Source organism: Streptomyces arenae (genome assembly GCF_022343545.1).
In the GTDB taxonomy this organism is placed as follows: Bacteria; Actinomycetota; Actinomycetes; order Streptomycetales; family Streptomycetaceae; genus Streptomyces; species Streptomyces humi.
The window spans coordinates 46279-64848 of record NZ_JAKQYH010000012.1; the positions used below are offsets into that span (position 1 = coordinate 46279).

Annotated in this window: 18 protein-coding genes; 12 read left to right on the forward strand and 6 right to left on the reverse strand. The window is 71.8% G+C overall.

The features are described from left to right. Positions 1-45 precede the first annotated feature (45 nt). A complete protein-coding gene (locus tag MB828_RS06405) occupies positions 46-1512 on the reverse strand; it encodes a sensor histidine kinase (protein WP_301647328.1) in 1467 nt (488 codons plus the stop codon). A 574-nt stretch (positions 1513-2086) separates the two neighbouring features. Here MB828_RS06405 and nagB point away from each other — a divergent pair. Both nagB and MB828_RS06415 read left to right on the forward strand, forming a co-directional pair. After that, positions 2087-2872, forward strand: a complete 786-nt coding sequence (nagB, locus tag MB828_RS06410) for a glucosamine-6-phosphate deaminase (RefSeq protein ID WP_301647304.1) — start codon at positions 2087-2089, stop codon at positions 2870-2872. Positions 2873-3215: 343 nt separating this feature from the next. Further along, entirely contained in the window at positions 3216-3767 is a 552-nt protein-coding gene (locus MB828_RS06415; protein WP_301647305.1) for a histidine phosphatase family protein, read from the forward strand. Positions 3768-3840: 73 nt separating this feature from the next. On the opposite strand, the gene MB828_RS06420 is transcribed toward MB828_RS06415, so the two are convergent. Beyond that, positions 3841-4275: a MazG nucleotide pyrophosphohydrolase domain-containing protein gene (locus tag MB828_RS06420; RefSeq protein WP_301647306.1), complete on the reverse strand. Its 435-nt coding sequence runs from the start codon at positions 4273-4275 to the stop codon at positions 3841-3843. Positions 4276-4370: 95 nt separating this feature from the next. Between MB828_RS06420 and MB828_RS06425 the strand changes: the two genes are divergently transcribed. Continuing rightward, positions 4371-5369 carry a TAXI family TRAP transporter solute-binding subunit gene (locus tag MB828_RS06425; protein WP_301647307.1) on the forward strand — a complete coding sequence of 333 codons (999 nt, stop codon included), beginning with the start codon at positions 4371-4373 and terminating at the stop codon, positions 5367-5369. Positions 5370-5392: 23 nt separating this feature from the next. Here the strand turns inward: MB828_RS06425 and MB828_RS06430 are convergent, their stop codons facing one another. Together MB828_RS06430 and MB828_RS06435 are read right to left on the reverse strand one after the other, a co-directional pair. Continuing rightward, on the reverse strand, positions 5393-6790 hold the full coding sequence (locus MB828_RS06430; protein ID WP_301647308.1) for a sensor histidine kinase: 1398 nt from the start codon (positions 6788-6790) through the stop codon (positions 5393-5395). Between the two features lie 9 nt (positions 6791-6799). Continuing rightward, positions 6800-7486 (reverse strand): response regulator transcription factor, encoded by a 687-nt coding sequence (locus MB828_RS06435; RefSeq protein WP_301647309.1) that lies wholly within the window; start codon positions 7484-7486, stop codon positions 6800-6802. Positions 7487-7748: 262 nt separating this feature from the next. On the opposite strand from MB828_RS06435, the gene MB828_RS06440 reads away from it, so the two are divergent. The 8 genes from MB828_RS06440 to MB828_RS06470 all read left to right on the forward strand — a co-directional run bounded on the left by MB828_RS06440 (position 7749) and on the right by MB828_RS06470 (position 14318). Continuing rightward, positions 7749-8525 carry an amino acid ABC transporter ATP-binding protein gene (locus MB828_RS06440; RefSeq protein WP_301647310.1) on the forward strand — a complete coding sequence of 259 codons (777 nt, stop codon included), beginning with the start codon at positions 7749-7751 and terminating at the stop codon, positions 8523-8525. 47 nt (positions 8526-8572) lie between these two features. After that, complete coding sequence (locus tag MB828_RS06445) at positions 8573-9418, forward strand: glutamate ABC transporter substrate-binding protein (RefSeq protein WP_133028153.1); 846 nt, start codon at positions 8573-8575, stop codon at positions 9416-9418. Between the two features lie 109 nt (positions 9419-9527). Continuing rightward, positions 9528-10193, forward strand: coding sequence for an amino acid ABC transporter permease (locus MB828_RS06450; protein ID WP_133028154.1), 666 nt, complete (start codon positions 9528-9530; stop codon positions 10191-10193). Then, positions 10190-11092, forward strand: coding sequence for an amino acid ABC transporter permease (locus MB828_RS06455; RefSeq protein WP_301647311.1), 903 nt, complete (start codon positions 10190-10192; stop codon positions 11090-11092). Before MB828_RS06450 ends, MB828_RS06455 begins: the two co-directional genes overlap by 4 nt. A 235-nt stretch (positions 11093-11327) precedes the next feature. Continuing rightward, positions 11328-13085: an FAD-dependent monooxygenase gene (locus MB828_RS06460; protein ID WP_301647312.1), complete on the forward strand. Its 1758-nt coding sequence runs from the start codon at positions 11328-11330 to the stop codon at positions 13083-13085. Positions 13086-13202: 117 nt separating this feature from the next. Beyond that, a complete protein-coding gene (locus tag MB828_RS46640; RefSeq protein WP_372496870.1) occupies positions 13203-13250 on the forward strand; it encodes a hypothetical protein in 48 nt (15 codons plus the stop codon). 70 nt (positions 13251-13320) lie between these two features. Then, on the forward strand, positions 13321-13872 hold the full coding sequence (locus MB828_RS06465; RefSeq protein WP_301647313.1) for a cysteine dioxygenase: 552 nt from the start codon (positions 13321-13323) through the stop codon (positions 13870-13872). Positions 13873-13898: 26 nt separating this feature from the next. Continuing rightward, positions 13899-14318, forward strand: coding sequence for a rhodanese-like domain-containing protein (locus MB828_RS06470; RefSeq protein WP_301647329.1), 420 nt, complete (start codon positions 13899-13901; stop codon positions 14316-14318). A gap of 201 nt (positions 14319-14519) precedes the next feature. On the opposite strand, the gene MB828_RS06475 is transcribed toward MB828_RS06470, so the two are convergent. Further along, on the reverse strand, positions 14520-15305 hold the full coding sequence (locus MB828_RS06475) for a TetR/AcrR family transcriptional regulator C-terminal domain-containing protein (protein ID WP_301647314.1): 786 nt from the start codon (positions 15303-15305) through the stop codon (positions 14520-14522). Positions 15306-15387: 82 nt separating this feature from the next. Here MB828_RS06475 and MB828_RS06480 point away from each other — a divergent pair, with 82 nt between their 5' ends. Then, positions 15388-15786, forward strand: a complete 399-nt coding sequence (locus MB828_RS06480; protein ID WP_301647315.1) for a VOC family protein — start codon at positions 15388-15390, stop codon at positions 15784-15786. A gap of 179 nt (positions 15787-15965) precedes the next feature. Here MB828_RS06480 and MB828_RS06485 read toward each other — a convergent pair whose 3' ends face one another. Continuing rightward, positions 15966-18494 (reverse strand): ABC transporter permease, encoded by a 2529-nt coding sequence (locus tag MB828_RS06485; RefSeq protein WP_301647316.1) that lies wholly within the window; start codon positions 18492-18494, stop codon positions 15966-15968. Positions 18495-18570: the final 76 nt, after the last annotated feature.

Below are 18570 nucleotides of genomic sequence, written 5' to 3' on the forward strand. Positions count from 1 at the left end.
CAGCGGCGCCCGGACCTCCGGGCCCGAACGGCCGGCCGGCGCGCCCTACTTCTGCGGGCGGACCGGCACGTCCAGGATCACCCGGGTCCCCCGCCCGGGCGCCGGCACCATGTCGAACGTTCCGCCCAACTCGCCCTCGACCAGCGTTCGTACGATCTGGAGACCGAGGTTGCCGGAGCGGTGCGGGTCGAAGCCCTCGGGGAGGCCGACCCCGTCGTCCTGGACGGTGACCAGCAGCCGGGCCTCCTTGGTGGTGCCACCGCGCACCGCCGTCACCTCGACCGTGCCCGTGTCGCCCTCCCGGAAGCCGTGTTCCAGGGCGTTCTGCAGGATCTCGGTGAGAACCATCGACAGCGGGGTGGCGACCTCGGCGTCGAGTATCCCGAAGCGGCCGGTACGGCGGCCGGTGACCTTGCCCGGCGAGATCTCGGCGACCATCGCCAGCACCCGGTCGGCGATCTCGTCGAACTCCACCCGCTCGTCCAGGTTCTGAGACAGCGTCTCATGCACGATCGCGATCGAGCCGACCCGCCGTACGGCCTCCTCCAGGGCCTCCCGGCCGCGCTCCGACTCGATGCGCCGGGCCTGGAGCCGCAGCAGGGCCGCGACCGTCTGGAGGTTGTTCTTCACCCGGTGGTGGATCTCCCGGATGGTCGCGTCCTTGGTGATCAACTCCCGCTCACGGCGCCGCAGTTCCGTGACGTCCCGGAGCAGGACCAGCGAACCGATGCGGGTGCCCTTGGGCTTGAGCGGGATCGCCCGGAACTGGATCACCCCGTCCTCGGACTCGATCTCGAACTCGCGCGGCGCCCAGCCGCTGGCGACCTTGGCGAGCGCCTCGTCCACCGGGCCCTTGGTCGGGGCGAGTTCGGCCGTGGTCTGGCCCAGGTGATGGCCGAGCAGGTCGGCGGCGAGGCCGAGTCGGTGGTACGCGGAGAGCGCGTTCGGGGAGGCGTACTGGACGACACCGTCCGCGTCCACCCGGATCAGGCCGTCGCCGACGCGCGGGGAGGCGTCCATGTCGACCTGCTGATTGGCGAAGGGAAACGATCCGGCGGCGATCATCTGCGCCAGGTCCGAGGCGCTCTGGAGGTACGTCAGCTCAAGACGGCTCGGGGTGCGCACGGTCAGCAGGTTGGTGTTGCGGGCGATCACTCCGAGAACCCGGCCCTCGCGCCGCACCGGGATGGACTCGACCCGTACGGGGACCTCTTCACGCCACTCCGGGTCGCCCTCGCGGACGATCCGGCCCTCGTCCAGGGCGATGTCCAGCATGGGGCGCCGGCCGCGCGGGACCAGGTGGCCGACCATGTCGTCCTGGTAGGAGGTGGGGCCGGTGTTCGGGCGCATCTGCGCCACCGAGACGTACCGGGTGCCGTCCCGGGTGGGGACCCACAGGACCAGGTCGGCGAAGGAGAGGTCGGAGAGCAGCTGCCACTCCGAGACCAGCAGGTGGAGCCACTCGAGGTCGGAGTCGTCGAGGGCGGTGTGCTGGCGGACCAGTTCGTTCATGGAGGGCACGTCTGCGAGCGTACCCGCGGGTCTGTGCGTGGCCTAAAAACACCCGCGGGCCGCGGCGCCTGAGAGGGACCCTCAACCCTCTCGGCACCGCAGCCCGGAGCAGCAACGGCCGTGGGGTGTGCGGTCCCGGTCGGCCGATGGTGAGGATCCGGGGCAGTCAGGGCAGAGAGCACCGGTTCCTCGGTCCGTCCTCCTGTGCGGGGAGGACGGAAGCGTTCGACTGTGCCGTACGGACCCGCCGTACCGCTCCAGCCCACGGACGCAATTGTGGACTAGACCACGGTGCGTGTCCATGCGTTGGAGGCTGTTCACAGTTGATGCGATCGCAGCCTAGCCCGCCGGGGTCGGCCGTGGGGACGGATGGCCGAGGCAGTTTTCCACGCTGCGAAGTTTTTCCTCAATTCACCCCGTCTGATGTATTCACGTAACCTCGGCCCGGTCGCCTTTTCCCTGCGTCCGACCCGCGGCGGCAGGGGCTGGTTCTGTTAGATTGGTCCCACTAGATTGGTCTAAACCACATAGACCCCGCAGACCCTCCAGCCCTCTTCAGAACGGCAGGCCCAGCGTGGAAGTTGTCATCGTTCCGGACGCCGCGGCGGGTGGCGAGCTGATCGCCGAGGCCATGGCGCGGCTGCTGCGGCGCAGGCCGGACGCGCTGCTCGGGGTGGCCACCGGCTCGACCCCGCTGCCCGTCTACCAGGCCCTCGCCGCCAAGGTCCGCGCCGGTGCCGTGGACACCTCCCGGGCCCGGATAGCCCAGCTCGACGAGTACGTGGGCCTGCCCGCCGAGCACCCCGAGTCCTACCGCTCGGTGCTGCGACGCGAGGTGCTCGAACCCCTCGGGATCGCCATGGACGCCTTCCTCGGCCCCGACGGCACCGCCACCGACGTCCAGGCCGCCTGCGACGCCTACGACACGGCACTCGCCCAGGCCGGCGGCGTCGACCTCCAGCTCCTCGGGATCGGCACCGACGGCCACATCGGCTTCAACGAACCCTGCTCCTCACTCGCCTCCCGCACCCGCATCAAGACCCTCACCGAACAGACCCGCGTCGACAACGCCCGCTTCTTCGACGGAGACGTCGAACAGGTCCCCCACCACGTCATCACCCAGGGCATCGGGACCATCCTGGAAGCCCGGCACCTCGTCCTCCTCGCGACCGGTGAGGGCAAGGCCGACGCGGTCGCCGCGACCGTGGAAGGACCGGTCGCCGCGGTGTGCCCCGCCTCGGCGCTCCAGCTCCACCGGCACGCCACAGTCGTCGTCGACGAAGCCGCCGCATCCAAACTGAAACACGCGGACTACTTCCGGTACACCTTCGCCAACAAGCCGGACTGGCAAGGGATCTGACGGTCGTGGGTCCGGTGCGGGCCGGTGGGGGCTCGTCGCGCCCACGCGGCGGAGCCGCATATCGGCACAGCCCCGCGCCCCTGACGGGGCGCTGTGGCTGACGGGCGTCATCGTCTACGGAAGAGGTCGTTCAGCTCGGTCTGGGAGATCTGGTCCTCGGCGTACGAGGACGTGTCCCGCTCCGCAGTTCGCGTGCCGCGCCCAGCAACCGTGCGTACATCGCGCGCGATGCTGCCCCCGCCCTACGCCGAACGCCGAACACGCCTGACACGCCCGGCGGCGTACTGTCGTCCGGCGTGCCCGGCAGCCCGGGCTCGCCCGACCACCGAGGAGGAGCCACCCCGTGACCTGCCGAGTCGTCCTCATCGCCCCGGCGATCACCCCCTCGCTGCGGCGGGCCCGCTTCGACGACGGTGACTCGATCGAGAACCCCGGGGCGGTGGCGCTGTCCCTGCCCGCCGCCGGGCGCGCGGTCAGCTCCCCCAGCGTGCGCTGCCGTGAGACCGCGGCCGCGCTGGGCCTGGACGCCTCCGCGGAGCCCGCCCTGGCGGGCCTGGACGCGGGGCGCTGGCGGGGGCGGACGCTGGAGGAGGTGGGCGCCGCCGAGCCGCAGGCGCTGGCGCGGTGGCTGTCCGAGCCGGGGGCCGCGCCCCACGGGGGCGAATCGGTACGGGAGTTCCGTGCCCGGGTCGTGGCGTGGCTGGAGACCACCGGACGGACGGCGGGCAGAACCGTCGCCGTGGTCGAGCCGGAGGTGGTCCGGGCGGTGGTGGTGCACGCGCTGGGGGCACCCGAGGGCGCGTTCTGGCGCGTGGACGTGCCGCCGCTGGCGGCGACTGAGGTCACGGGCGGGCCCGGCCGCTGGAACCTGCGGCTCGGTCAGGTCGGTACATGACCGACGGCCGCGACAACGGCGACGGCGACGGCGACCGCGGCGCCCTGCGGCGGGCGGCGTGCTCCGAGTCCCGTCAGTCGGTGCCGTCGGGTCTCCAGCCCTGGTCGCGCAGCACCGCCGCGACGTCGGGGGCCCGGTAGTGCTCGCCCTTGAGGACCTTGCCGTCGACCCGCCGGGCGACCTGCCCGTCGGGCCCCAGCTTGCTCATGTTGGCGCGATGGATCTCGGCGAGCACCGCGTCGAGGTCGATCCCGTGCACCAGCGCCGTGCCGTACGCCACGTAGACCACGTCCGCCAGTTCGTGCGCGAGCCGGTCGAGGGGGCCGGCGACCGCGACCTCGGCGACCTCCGCGGCCTCCTCGGCGAGCAACTCCCCACGGTGCGCGGCCAGTTCGGGCGGGACCTCGGCCGGCGTGGTGCGGGCGGCCAGACCGAAGGCACGGTGGAACTCCCGGACGAGCCGGGCGGGCGAGGCAGCGGTCGGCACACCGGGGACGGAACTGGTCATGCGGACGACTCTAGCGGCCGCCACTGACAGCGCCGGTCCATCGCCGGTGCCCCCGGCCCTGGTCAGGACAGTCGGGGGCTGGCAGGATCGCCCGCATGTCCAAGGTGTTCCCCCGTGTCGGCAGGCGCCGCGCGCTCCAGGCCGCGGCCGCCTCGGTCGTCGCGTTCGGGCTGCTGCTGTGGTGGCTGCCGCCGCTCGGCGAGGAGCCACCGACCGGGACGATCACCTTCAGCACGGGCACACTGCGGGGGGTCTACCAGGACTACGGCGAGCGGCTGCGCAACGAGCTGGGCAAGGACATGCCGGGGCTGAAGGTGAAGCTGGTGCAGAGCGCCGGGTCGTACGAGAACGTACGGCGGGTGGCGACCGGCCAGGCCGACTTCACCATCGCGGCGGCCGACGCCGTGAAGACGTACGAACTCGAAGGCGGCCGGGGCGCCGGACGGCTGCGCGGGGTGGCACGGCTCTACGACGACTACGTCCAGCTCGTCGTACCGCGCGACTCGGGCATCACCGATGTCGCGCAGCTGCGGCACAAGCGGGTCGCGATAGGGCTGCCCAACTCGGGTGTGCGGCTGATCGCCAACCGGGTGCTCAGGGCCGCCGGGATCGACCCCGAGAAGGACGTCACCCCGGTGTCCGACGGCATAGACACCGGCCCCGACCAGCTGCGGCAGGGCAAAATCGACGCGTTCTTCTGGTCGGGCGGGCTGCCGACCAAGGGGCTCCTGGACCTCGCGAAGAAGTTCCGCTTCGCGTTCGTGCCGATCGACGGCACTCTCGTCACCAGGCTGCACTCCGAGAGCGAGGCCGCGCTCTACTACCGGGCGACCAACATGCCCGAGTCGGCGTACCCGTCCGTGCAGGAGGGCACCACGGTGGCGACGATCGCGGTGTCCAACGTCCTGATAACCCGCAAGGACATGGACCCGCGCCTCACGGAGTGGGTGACGCGCACGGTGATCAAGAGCCGCGACGACATCGGCAACCACGTCCACTCCGCCCAGCTGGTGGACCTGCGCACGGCGATCTACACGGACCCGCTGCCCTTGCAGGAGGGCGCACGCCGCTACTACCGCTCGGTCAAACCCTGACGGCGGCGTCCGCCGGTTTTCCCTCACCCGTGCCGCGGCACCGCGACGGTCACCCGCAGCCCGCCGGGCTCATGGTGCTCGTACGACAGCGAGCCGCCGCCCGCCGCCAGCAGCGCCCGGGTGATCGACAGCCCCAGCCCCGACCCCTTCACGTTCTGGTGCCGCCCGCTGCGCCAGAACCGGTCCCCCACCCGCGCCAGTTCCTCGTCGGTCAGCCCCGGACCCGTGTCGGTGACCACGACCTTCACCACCTGGGCCTCGACCGCCACGGCGACCTCCACCACGCCCTCCTCGGGCGTGAACTTCACCGCGTTGTCGATCACCGCGTCCAGGGCGCTGGACAGTGTGATCGGGTCGGCCCAGCCGGTGGCCGGCGGGCAGTTCCCGGCCAGCCGCACGCCCTGCGCCGCGGCGGCCGGGGCCCACGCGGCGACCCGCTCCTCCGCCAGCCGCCCCACGTCGGTCAGCTCCAGGTCCGCGTCGGCGTGCTCGGCCAGCGCCAGGTCGAGCAGGTCGTCGAGGACCTGGGCGAGCCGCTTGCCCTCGGTCCGGACGGACGCGATCTCCTCGTTGTCCTCGGGGAGTTCCAGGGCGAGGAGTTCGATGCGCAGCAGCAACGCGGCGAGCGGGTTGCGCAGTTGGTGCGAGGCGTCGGCGACGAAGGCCCGCTGCTGCTCCAGCACGTCCTCGACGTTGTCCGCCATCTCGTTGAACGCCCGGGCCAGCCGTCTGAGTTCCGGCGGCCCGCCGGCCGCCGCGACCCGGGACTTGAGCCGCCCGCTGGCGATCGCGTGGGTGGTGGCGTCCAGGACCCGTACGGGTCGCAGCACCCAGCCGGTCAGCCGGAGCGCGGCACCGACGGCGAGCAGCATCGCGGCGAACTCCCCGGCACCGATGAGCAGCCAGCCGCGCACGGTACGGGAACGCATCGGGCCGGTGGGCGAGTCGGTGACCACCACGGCGACGACATCGCCGTCCCGGATGACCGGTGAGGCCACGACCAGCCGTGTGCGCTGCCATGGCCACACCTGCTCGGGGTCATGGCTGCGACGGCTGAGCAGCGCCTCGTCGAACGCCTCCCGGACCTCGCCCGTCGTCGGCAGCACCCAGTCGTCGGGAGCGTTGGCCATGGAGGACGCGTTGCGGTAGAAGACGCCCGCACGGATGCCGTAGACCCCGTAGTAGCTGGTGAGTTCGCGGCGCAGGGTCTCCAGCCGGTCGTCGGTGCGCGTGGGGCGCGAGGTGGTGGGCGTGTCGGTGACGAACTGGGCGAGGGCCGCGAAGCGCGCGGTGTCGTCGATCCGGTCGACGACGACCTTCTGCTGCTGCGCGGAGGCCGTGCTGACGGCGAGCGGGACGCCGAGCGCGAGGAGTACGGCCGCCATCAGGACGATGAGCAGCGGAAGGAGTCGTGTGCGCACCCGTCCTCGCTACGCGGCCGGGGCGACGAGCCGGTAACCGACGCCGCGTACGGTCTCGATGAGCGCGGGCATGCGCAGCTTGGCGCGCAGGGAGGCCACGTGGACCTCCAGGGTGCGGCCGGTCCCCTCCCAGCTGGTGCGCCAGACCTCGCTGATGATCTGCTCCCGGCGGAACACCACGCCGGGCCGCTGGGCGAGCAGCGCCAGCAAATCGAACTCCTTGCGGGTCAGCTGGACGACCGTGCCGTCCACGCTGACCTGCCGGGTGGGCAGTTCGATGAGGACCAGGCCGAGCCGCAGCGCGCTGTCGCCGCCGGCCTGGCCGTCCTCGTGGTGGGTGCGCCGGCTGACGGCGTGGATCCGGGCGAGCAGTTCCCCGGTGTCGTAGGGCTTCACCACGTAGTCGTCGGCGCCCAGGTTGAGGCCGTGGATGCGGGAGCGGACGTCGGACCGGGCGGTGACCATGATCACCGGGGTGGCGGTGCGTTTGCGAATCTTGCCGCAGACCTCGTAGCCGTCCTGGTCGGGCAGGCCGAGGTCGAGCAGGACGACGTCGAAGGCGTCGCTCTCGGGGACGAGGGCGCGCAGGGCCTCCTCGCCGCTGCGGGCGTGGGTGACGGAGAACCCGTGCCGGGCCAGGACCGCGGAGAGCGCGGCGGCGACGTGGTTGTCGTCCTCGACGAGCAGCAGTCTCATCCCGGCCCCCTCCGGTTCAGCGGTCGTACGCGCACGCGTGCGCATCAGGGCAGTCACGCTGATGGACGCCGACGGCGTCAAGTGGGTTCCGGCGGCGGGCCCGTTCCGTTACGCGGCCGATATGCGGGCAGGTCACCGCTGCTACGACACGTGTCCGAATGCTATCGGATCGTGATGCTCAGATCTCCCTCAGATGTAATGACGCTGGTCATCCGGCCTCACTAGATTCCTCCGAAACCGAGGAGGACGGAGCCCGATAGCGATGACCGAAGTATCGACGGCCAAGCAGGACACGGCCGCGACCGGCGAACTGGTCGTCCTGAGGAGCGTCAACAAGCACTTCGGCGCGTTGCACGTGCTCCAGGACATCGAACTGACGATCGACCGGGGTGAGGTCGTCGTGGTGATCGGGCCCTCCGGGTCCGGCAAGTCCACGCTGTGCCGCACCATCAACCGCCTGGAGACCATCGACTCCGGGACGATCACGATCGACGGCAGGCCGCTGCCCCAGGAGGGCAGGGAACTGGCCCGGCTGCGCGCCGACGTCGGCATGGTCTTCCAGTCCTTCAACCTCTTCGCGCACAAGACGGTGCTGGAGAACGTGACGCTCGGGCAGCTCAAGGTCCGCAAGGCCGACAAGAAGCAGGCCGAGGAGAAGGCCCGCGCCCTGCTCGACCGGGTCGGCGTGGGCACCCAGGCCGACAAGTACCCCGCGCAGCTCTCCGGCGGTCAGCAGCAGCGCGTCGCCATCGCCCGGGCACTCGCGATGGACCCGAAGGTCATGCTCTTCGACGAGCCGACCTCGGCCCTCGACCCCGAGATGATCAACGAGGTCCTGGAGGTCATGCAGCAACTGGCCCGGGACGGCATGACCATGGTGGTGGTCACCCACGAGATGGGCTTCGCGCGCTCGGCCGCGAACCGGGTGGTCTTCATGGCCGACGGCCGCATCGTCGAGGAGGCCACGCCGGACCAGTTCTTCAGCAACCCGCGCAGCGACCGGGCCAAGGACTTCCTGTCGAAGATCCTGCACCACTGACCCGCACGGCGATCCAGCAACCTTTCACCATTCAAAGGATGTTCATCATGCAGCTCCGCAAGGTCACCGCCGCCTCGGCCGCCGTGCTCGCCCTCGCCCTGTCCGCCACCGCGTGCGGCAGCAGCGACAAGGACGACAGCGGTTCCTCGGGCGGGGGCAAGATCAAGGTCGGCATCAAGTTCGACCAGCCCGGCCTCGGCCTCAAGAAGCCGGACGGCACCTACGCCGGCTTCGACGTGGACGTGGCGACCTACGTGGCCAAGCAGCTCGGCTACGCCCCCGACAAGATCGAGTGGGTCGAGACCAAGAGCGCCGACCGCGAGAACGCGCTGGCGCGCGGTGACGTGAAGTTCATCGCGGCCACCTACTCGATCACCGACGAGCGCAAGGCCAAGGTGGACTTCGCCGGCCCGTACCTGCTGGCCCACCAGGACCTGCTGGTCAAGACCGGCTCGGACATCTCCAAGGGCACGGACCTCAACGGCAAGAAGCTGTGTTCCGTGACCGGTTCGACCTCGGCGCAGAACGTGCAGAAGTCGATCGCCCCGAAGGCGCAGCTCAAGGAGCTGAGCTCCTACTCGGAGTGCATCGCCGGCCTGCAGAGCGGCGCCGTGGACGCGGTGACCACCGACGACTCGATCCTCGCCGGCTTCGCCTCCCAGGAGCAGTACAAGGGCAAGTTCAAGCTCGCGGGCCTGAAGCTGAGCAACGAGAACTACGGCGTCGGTGTCAAGAAGGGCGACACCGCGACCGTCGACAAGATCAACAAGGCGCTGGAGAAGATGGTCAGCGACGGGTCCTGGCAGAAGGCCGTCGAGGCCAACTTCGGCCCGGCGAACTACAAGAACGAGCCGGCCCCGAAGATCGGCGTCATCGTTCCGAACGCCTCGTAGTCACAGCCCAGCCAAGCGGGTTCCTGCGGCGCGCCGCCGTCCGTCGCGATCACGGCGGCGGCGCCCCCGCCCCACCGCATTCGCCACCCACCCGGAAGCGCGGGAGATCGTGTTCGACTTTCTTGAAGGTTACGACGTCCTAGGGGCGTTCTGGATGACGGTGAAACTCACCGCCCTCTCCGCCGTGGGCTCGCTGATCTGGGGCACCCTGCTGGCCGCGATGCGGGTCAGCCCGGTGCCCCTGCTGCGCGGCTTCGGCACCGTCTACGTCAACGTCGTCCGGAACATCCCCCTGACGGTGATCATCCTCTTCAGCTCGCTCGGCCTCGCCGACATCTTCGGTGCCACCATGGGCACCGGCGACTTCAAGGTCCAGGGCTTCCGGCTGGCCGTGCTCGGCCTGGTCGCCTACACGGCGGCCTTCGTCTGCGAGGCGGTGCGCTCCGGCATCAACACGGTGCCGATGGGGCAGGCGGAGGCCGCCCGGGCCATCGGTCTGAGCTTCAGCCAGACCCTCACCCTGGTGGTGCTCCCGCAGGCGTTCCGCTCGGTCATCGGACCGCTGGCCAACGTCCTGATCGCGCTGACCAAGAACACCACGGTCGCGGCCGCGATCGGCGTCGCCGAGGCCGCGTACCTGATGAAGACGATGATCGAGAACGAGGCGCAGACGCTGCTCATCGGCGCGATCTTCGCGTTCGGGTTCGTGGTCCTGACCCTGCCGACCGGTCTGCTGCTGGGCCGGCTGGGCAAGCGACTGGCGGTGAAGCGATGAGTTCGGTCCTCTACGACACCCCCGGCCCCCGCGCCAGGCGGCGCAACGTCCTCCTCACGGTGGTCTTCTCGGTCCTGCTCGCCCTCCTCCTGTGGTGGGCCTGGCAGAAGATGGACGAGAAGGGCCAGTTCGCCTCCGCCCTCTGGAAGCCGTTCGCCGAGTCCGAGGCCTGGACGACCTACCTGCTCCCCGGCCTCGCCAACACCCTGAAGGCCGCTGCGCTCGCGATGGTGATCGCCCTTCCCCTGGGCGCGGTCTTCGGCATCGCGCGGCTGTCCGACCACCGGTGGGTGCGGGGCGTCTCCGGCACGGTGGTGGAGTTCTTCCGGGCCATCCCGGTACTGCTGCTGATGCTGTTCGCCAACGAGTTCTACTCCCGCTCCACGAACGTCGGCAGCGAGGACCGCCCCCTCTACGCCGTCGTCACCGGCCTGGTGCTCTACAACGCGGCCGTCCTCGCCGAGGTCGTCCGGGCCGGCATCCTCTCGCTGCCCAAGGGGCAGACGGAGGCCGCGTACGCCATCGGTCTGCGCAAGGGCCAGACGATGAGCAGCATCCTGCTGCCGCAGGCGGTCACGGCGATGCTGCCGGCGATCGTCAGCCAGCTGGTGGTCATCGTGAAGGACACCGCGCTCGGCGGTGTGATGATCGGTTTCACCGAACTGCTCAACTCGCGCGGCACGCTCGCGGCCAACTACGCCAACGTGATCCCGAGCTTCATCGTGGTCGCGGTCATGTTCATCGTGCTGAACTTCATCCTGACCAGTTTCGCGAGCTGGCTGGAGCGCCGGCTGCGGCGCAGCAAGCGCAGCACGGGCACGGTGCTCGGCGTCGAGAAGGTCGACGAGCTGAACGCGGCCGAGGTGGGCGGCGGCTTCGGCTCCGGAGCGTCCGCCTGACGTCGGGTCAACCCACGTGACATCCCCGGAGGCAGTGGTCCCACGACCGCTGCCTCCGGCGTTTTCCCCCGCGTCACGGCACCCGCGCGCCCGCCATGCTGACGTGTCCCCGGGTGCGCCGCTTGACCGGGTGGCGCCCAGTCTGTTGCATACGTTCTGTGATCGTGCACCCTGCTCCAACAATCTGTTCATCCATGTCCGCCGGGACTTGCGTACGGGCAGGGGGCGCCGCGCCGTGGATCCGGTGATCATCGTCGGAGCGGGGCCCGTCGGGCTCACGCTCGCCCTGGCGCTGGCCCGTCAGGAGGTGCCGTCCGTCGTCCTGGACGAGGGCCCGGGCAAGGACGAGTCCCGGCCGGCGCGCACGGTGGTGCTGCGCGAGGACACCGCCGCTCTGGTCACGCGCCTGAGCGGCGCCCCGCTGGACGATCTGGGCACCCGCTGGACCGGCTGGCGGTCCATGCGCCGCCGGCAGGTCATGCGCGAGGTGGTGTTCGACGAGGCCACCGAGCCGTCCCCGCTGCACATCGCCCAGCACGTGCTGACGAACGCGCTGCGCACCGCGATCGCCGACGAACCGCTCGTCAGGGTCGCCACCGACAGCCGCCTGGACGGCGTCGAGCAGGAACGCTCCGGGGTCACCGCGCACACCCGTGGCCCCAGGGGCACCTGGTGGCGCGGCAGTTACCTGGTGGGCTGCGACGGCCCCCGCTCGACCGTGCGCAAACTCCTGGACATCCGTTTCCCGGGCCGGACGGCGGTGGAGCGGCACGCGGTCGCCGCGCTGCGCGCGGAACTTCCGTGGCCGGGTCAGGCGTTGCTCCATCGGACCCCGCCGTGGCGGACGTCCGGGCCCTCGGCCGGGGAGGTGACCGCCCGCCCCCTCCCGGACGGCGCCTGGCGCCTGGACTGGCTGCTGCCGCCCGGCAAGGACCTGGTGACGCCCGAGTTCCTGGTGTCCCGGATCCGCGAGACCCTCGCGGGCTGGACGGGCGGCACCACACCGCCGTACGAACTGCTGGACACCGGAGTCCACACCGTGCACCACCGGCTCGCCCGCCGGTGGCGGGTGGGCCGGGTGTTCGTCGCCGGGGACGCGGCGCACCTGCTCGGCGCGCTCGGGACGCACGGGCTGGACGAGGGCCTGCGGGACGTCGACAACCTCGCCTGGAAACTGGCCCCCGCCTGGCACCACGGCCCGCACGAGGCGCTGCTGGACAGCTACCAGACCGAGCGGCGCGCGACGGTCGCGGCCCGGCTGCGCGCCGCAGACCAGGTGCTGCCGGTGCTGCGCGGCGGCGGCGGGCTGCGCGGGTTCGTACCGGGCACGTCCCGGGGCCAGGACGCCCTCCTCACGGACGGCCATCTGGGGCACGGCGCGCTCGGTGCGCCGGGGGCGTACGCCAACTCCCCGCTCGCACCCCGGGAGCTGGAGCACGAGATCGCGGTCGACACCCCGCCGGGAGCCCCGGTCACCGACGTCCGGGTCACGGCGGAGGACGGGACCTTCGTACCCCTGCGGTCGCGGCTGGGTCGCGGCGCGCTGCTGGTGGTCCTCGTCGCGCCCGGCACGGGCGTGTGGGAGCGCAAGCACTGGATGTCCGCCGGGATCATGCCCCGGCTCGCGGCCGCCGTGACCGCGCTGCCGCACCCCGCCGAGCTGCTGGTGGCCGAGGCGTACCCGGGCGCCCCGGCGCACACCGTCCTGCTCGTGCGCCCCGACGGCCACCTGGTCACCGCCCTGAACGGGGTCCGGCCCGCCGATCTGTACACGGCCGCCGAGGCGACGCTGGGGGGCAGGGAGAAGGCCGGAACAGAGCGGCCGGAGGGCGCGCAGCAGGCGGGGAGCGCGCAGAGGACACCGGGGGCGCAGGGCGCGCGGAGGACGCAGGGCACACCGGGCACACCGGGCACACCGGGCGCGCAGGGGACGCAGGGAGCCGAGCAGACGGAAGCGGAGGCCCAGGCTCAGGCCGGCTCCACCGCACGGTGACCCTCGGTCCCGTGCGGCCGCCGTCCACCATGTGACGCTGAGTTGACCGGCCTGCACCGACATGGTGTACTCCGCATCGTGAACGACACGACTGTGCGCCTGTGGCGGAAGGTCCATGTGGACCTCGTCCGCTATGCGGGCTGCGTGTGTCTTCCGTCCTGCTGATTTCGCATCTCCTCCTTCTGCGGGCGCCGTCTGCGCCCGGTTCTGCGAACCCTCATCAGGAACGGTGCACGTGTCTGCCTCCCTCTCCTCGTCCGTTTCCCCTGCTCCTTCCGCCTCCGCGCCCGGCGCCGCGCCCACCCAGGCGGACCTCCTCGACTTCGTCCGGCGCACGGCCGCCGACGCCGAGCTGATCGCCTCCCTCCCGCTCGACCCCGAGGGCCGTACCTGGGTCCGGCTCGACGGCCCCGGCGGCAGCGAGGCCTGGCTGATCGGCTGGCCGCCCGGCAGCGGCACCGGCTGGCACGACCACGCCGAATCGGTGGGCGCCTTCCTCACCGCGGCCGGTGAGCTCAAGGAGAACTCGCTCGCCACCCGGCTGCCCACCGACGGCTGGCGGACCCTGGAGCTCTCCGAGGGCGTCGACCGCGAGCGCCGGCTGCCCGCCGGCAAGGGCCGCGCCTTCGGCCGCGACCACGTCCACGAGGTGCTCAACGAGTCCACCGAGCACCACGCGGTCTCCGTTCACGCCTACTTCCCGCCGCTGCCCAGGATCCGCCGCTACAGCCGCAGCGGCCAGGTGCTGCGCCTGGAGCAGGTCGAGCGCCCGGAGGACTGGCAGTGAGCGGGCCTGACCGGCAGCCCGCGGGCATAGCGGACCGGCAGCCCGCCGGCATACCGGACCGACGGCCCGTGGGTATCGACGAATTTCTGGAGCGGGTGCGGGCCGGCTACCGGCGCGTCGAGGCGCACGAGGCGCACGACGCGGCCCGGGCCGGCGAGGCCCTGCTGGTCGACATCCGGTACGCGGCGCTGCGGGAGCGCGACGGGGTGATCCCGGGCGCCCTCGTCATCGAGCGCAACGAACTGGAGTGGCGACTGGACCCCCAGGGCAGCCACAAGACCCCCGAGGCCACCGGCCACGACCTCCGGGTCGTCGTGATCTGCAACGAGGGCTACGCCTCCAGCCTGGCCGCCGCCTCCCTGCACCAGCTGGGCCTGCACCGCGCGACGGACCTGGTCGGCGGCTTCCAGGCCTGGAAGGCAGCGGGCCTGCCCGTCACCTCCTGACGACCCGGTTCCGACCAGGGCCGACGATCCGGTTCCGACGAAGCCTGACGACCTGGTTCCGACGGATCATGACGACCCGGTTCCGACGAAGCCTGTCGACGCCGTTCCGACCAGGGCTGACGGCCCGGCTCCGACGAACCCTGACGACCCGGCTCCGATGGGGCGCCCTTCGGCCTGCCACCGGCAGTACGCCCGGCCGCGCTACGACGCTCCGGCCCCGGTGGCGCCGCCCCGGCCGTCGATGAGGGCGGCGAGTCCGTCGAGCACCCGCCCGAGGCCGAACTCCCAGGCGTGCCCGGGGCTGTACGCGGCACCGTGCGCCGTGCCCGCCGCCGTGCCGACCCGGGCGGCGGTGGGGTAGGCGCGCGGGTCGAGGACCCTTTCGAGCAGCGGGGCGTTGGCCGCCCACCACTGCTCGTCGTCCATCGCGCTCTCCTGCCGGGCGGCGCCCGCCTCCGCCGCCGAACGGGCGTTGGCCTGGACGAAGGTGAGCAGGAACGTCAGGGCCGCGTCCATCTCGACGTCGTCGAGCCCGAGGCCGTCCAGTGCCGACAGCTCGTGCTCGTACTTGGCCATCATCCCCGGCCCCAGGGGCGGCCGTCCGGTGGAGATCACCGCCGCCCACGGGTGCGCCTCGAACAGCGCCCGGTTCTCCTCGGCGACGGCGGTCAGCCGGCTCCGCCACGGCCGGCCCGCGGTGTCGGTCCGGGGCATCCGGACGTACGCGGTGTCCAGCATGAGATCCAGCAGCTCGGCCTTGCCCGGCACATAGGTGTAGAGCGTCATCGGGACCACCCCCAACTGCTGCGCGACGCGCCGCATGGTCACCGCGTCGAGCCCTTCGGCGTCCGCCAGCCCGATGGCGCCGTCGACGACCCGGTCGATGTCGAGGCGCTGCTGCGGGCCGCGCCGCGGGGCGGCGGGCACACGCCAGAGCAGTTCCAGGGAACGAGCCGGATCACCGGCACCGCTGCGGTCGAGAGGCATCCCGCCATCCTCCCCCACAAAAATCTCTGTACGCAGTACACTGTACGGCGTACACAGTAATTCCCGGACCAGAGGAGCCCTCGTGTCGATCACCGCGTCCGCCGTGTCCCTGAACGTCGACGACGTCGCGGCGTCCAGCGCCTTCCTCACCGACCACTTCGGATTCCGCGAGGAACTGGCCGCCGACGGCTTCGCCTCCCTGACCCGTGCCGACGCCGGGATGAACGTCGTCTACCTGCGCCGGGGCCTGGCCTCGCTCCCAGAGGACCAGCGCGAGGACCACGCCGACGGCGTGATCCTCGCCTTCGTCGTCGACAACCTGGAGGCCGAACTGGCCCGTCTGACCGCCGAGGGCGTCACGATCACCATGCCGCTGCGCGAGGAGCCCTGGGGCGAGCGCGCCTTCCAGGTCACCGACCCCAACGGCGTCATCGTCCAACTCGTCGACTGGACCACCCCGACCGTCCCCACCACCCACTGACCGACCACTCCACCCTCACCGGCCGGCCCATGGCCGTAGGCCCTTGGGCCTTGGTCCTTGGCACCCGGCCCTTGGCCGGACAGTCCTGGCCGGACGGTCCTGCGTCCTTGGCCCTGGCCGGACAGTCCTGGGTCCTCGGCCCTTGGCCGGGCAGTCCGTGGCCCCTCGCCGGACAGCTCCTAGTCCTTGGCCGTCGCCACGGTCACCGCCCGTACTCGCAGGGCGGCCCGGCCGGGCAGGGCCGCGGCCACCAGTGCAAGCAGCGCGGCGGTCGCGACCACGGTGACGTAGAGCAACGGCGTCACCGTCGGCGCGGCACGGCCCGTCATGCCGACGCTGAACGCGGTCAATACGGCGAGCGCGATGCCGCTGCCGAGCGCCGTGGCCAATGTCAGTACCGACAGCACCTCGGTGCGCAGCATCCGCAGTACCTGCCGGCGGGTGGCGCCGGCCAGCCTGAGCAGTGCGAACTCGCGGACGCGGTCGGTGACCGACATGGCGAGCGTGTTGACCACGGCGATGGCGGTGAAGGCCAGCACGAGCCCCATGGCCAGGTAGTTGACCTCGGCATTGTCCTGCTGCCGGTGGGCCTGGAGGGAGTCGGCGGCGGTCGGCGAGAGAATGTCGAGCTCCGGGAACTCACGGAGCGTAGTCGCGAGTTGTGCTTGTGTACGGGTCGTGCTGACGAGGACGGAGGAGGCGAGCGGGTTGTCCACGTGGTGTGCGACGAGGTCGTGGGCGAAGGTGAGATCGCCGAAGCCGAGACCCCGGGCGTAGACGGCGGCGACGGTGAGCGTGGCGGGCGTGCCGTCGCCGAGGGTGAGTTCCAGAGTGCTGCCGGGCTGCAAATGGTGCTGGTCGGCGGCCAGTTCGCTGACTGCGACGGTGCGCTCGGTGAGCCGGCCGAGGGAGCCGGCGGTGATCTCGGGGTCCCAGGTGCGGGTGAGCCCTTCGGGGGTGACACCTTGAGCCGCGTACTTGTCGAGCCCGACACGGACGGTCGTGCGGACCACTTCGGTGACCGCGTCGTCCCGCGTCCGCAACCTCCGGGCCGCCTCGGCCGGCACGCCCGGCCCCTGGGCGGCGACGACCCAGTCGGCGGTGACTCCGGCGCGGCTCTGGGCGCGGGCGGCGTCACCGAGGGTCGACTGGACGAACAGCACGGTGCAGGTCATACCGATGAGCAGGGTGAGGGGGGTGACGACGGAGGCCATCCGGGCGGCGTTGCCGCGCAGGTTGGCGGTGGCCAGCCGGCCACCGTGGCCGGTGAGCCGCAGCGGGCCGGCCAGCAGCAGCGCGGCCGCCTTGACCAGCAGCGGCCCGAGCAGGGCGACGGAGGTGGCGAGGACCACGACGGCGAGGAAGGTGACGGGGGTCGAAGCAGGCTCGGTGCGCAGCGAGGTCAGCAGGACGACGAGGGTGGCGCCACCGGCGAGCAGCAGCAGACCGGCGGCGATCCGTGCCGGGGCCAGCCGGGTGGGCTCCACCCGGGACTCGGCCAGTGCCTCGGTCGGGCGGATCCGGCTGATCCGGCGGGAGGCGATCCGAGCGGCTGCCCAGGCACCGGTCAGGGTCGCGGCGAGGGCGACGGCCGGGGGGAAGAAACCGGTGGTGTGCTGAAGCGTGGCGGGTACGGCGCCCAGGGCGACGAACCTGCTCTGCAGCCAGGCGCCCAGGGGCAGGCCGAGGAGTGCGCCCAGTGTGCCGGCGAGGGCGCCGACGATCAGCGCCTCCCGGCCCAGCAGCCGGCGGATCTGCCCCGGGGTGGCGGCGATGGCGCGCAACAGGGCGAGTTCGCGGTGGCGTTGCTGGACGGTGAGCACGAAGGTGCCGACGACCACCAGGATCGCCACGAGCAGCGAGGTGCCGCCCATGGCCCCGCCCATGCTGACCAGCCGGACCCGGGCGGCGGAGGCGTCCAGGAACTCCACGGGGCCGCGCGCGGCCCCGGTGGAGACCTGGGCGGTGGTGCCGTGCAGCGCCCGGGTCACGGCCTGCTTCAGCCGGTCCGGGTCGGTGCCGTGGACGGGCAGCACACCGAACGCGGTGACCTGCCCGGGATGTGCGGCGAGCCTGCGGGCCTCGCCGGCGGAGAAGAAGAGGGACGTCTGGTGGCGGACGTCTGTGGCCGGGGCGGCGATCCCGGTGATCCGGTAGGTGCGCGGGGCCTGCGTCGACTGCACGGTGAGTCGGTCACCGGGCCGCAGACCGGCACGGGCGGCGAGGTCGCGGTCGACGACCAGGTCACCTGCGGCCTTCGGGGCGACGCCGGTGACCAGCCGGTAAGGGGTGAGCGCGGCGGACTCCCAGGCGTGCCCGTAGGCGGTACGGCCACCGGTGCCGGCCGGGATCGACGGCTGTGCGAGGAAGGTCAGTTCGGGCACGACCCGGGCCACGCCGGGTGTGCGGGCGAGTCGGGCTGCCAGGTCCGCGGGCAGCCAGGCACGCTCGGCGATGGGTTTGGCCTTGTGTTTGACCTTGGTCTTGCCGTGCTTGTGCTTGACGGTCGTCCGGTGCACGTACTGGTCGGCGGAGACCACGACGGGTGCCGCCGCGTAACGCTCGGTACGGATCGTGCCGCGCAGTCCGGTGTCGAGGAGGGTGCCGCAGGCCGAGATCAGCGCGGCCGCGCACAGCAGGGCGAGAAAGGCACCGAGGAACGCGGCCTTGCGGGCGCGGACGGTCTTGAGGGCGTAGCGCAGCATCATGGCGTACACCGTCGTTCACCCAAGCCCCTGCGGGCACTGCGGTGGTCCGGCGTCTTGACGGGGGGTTAACCCCACC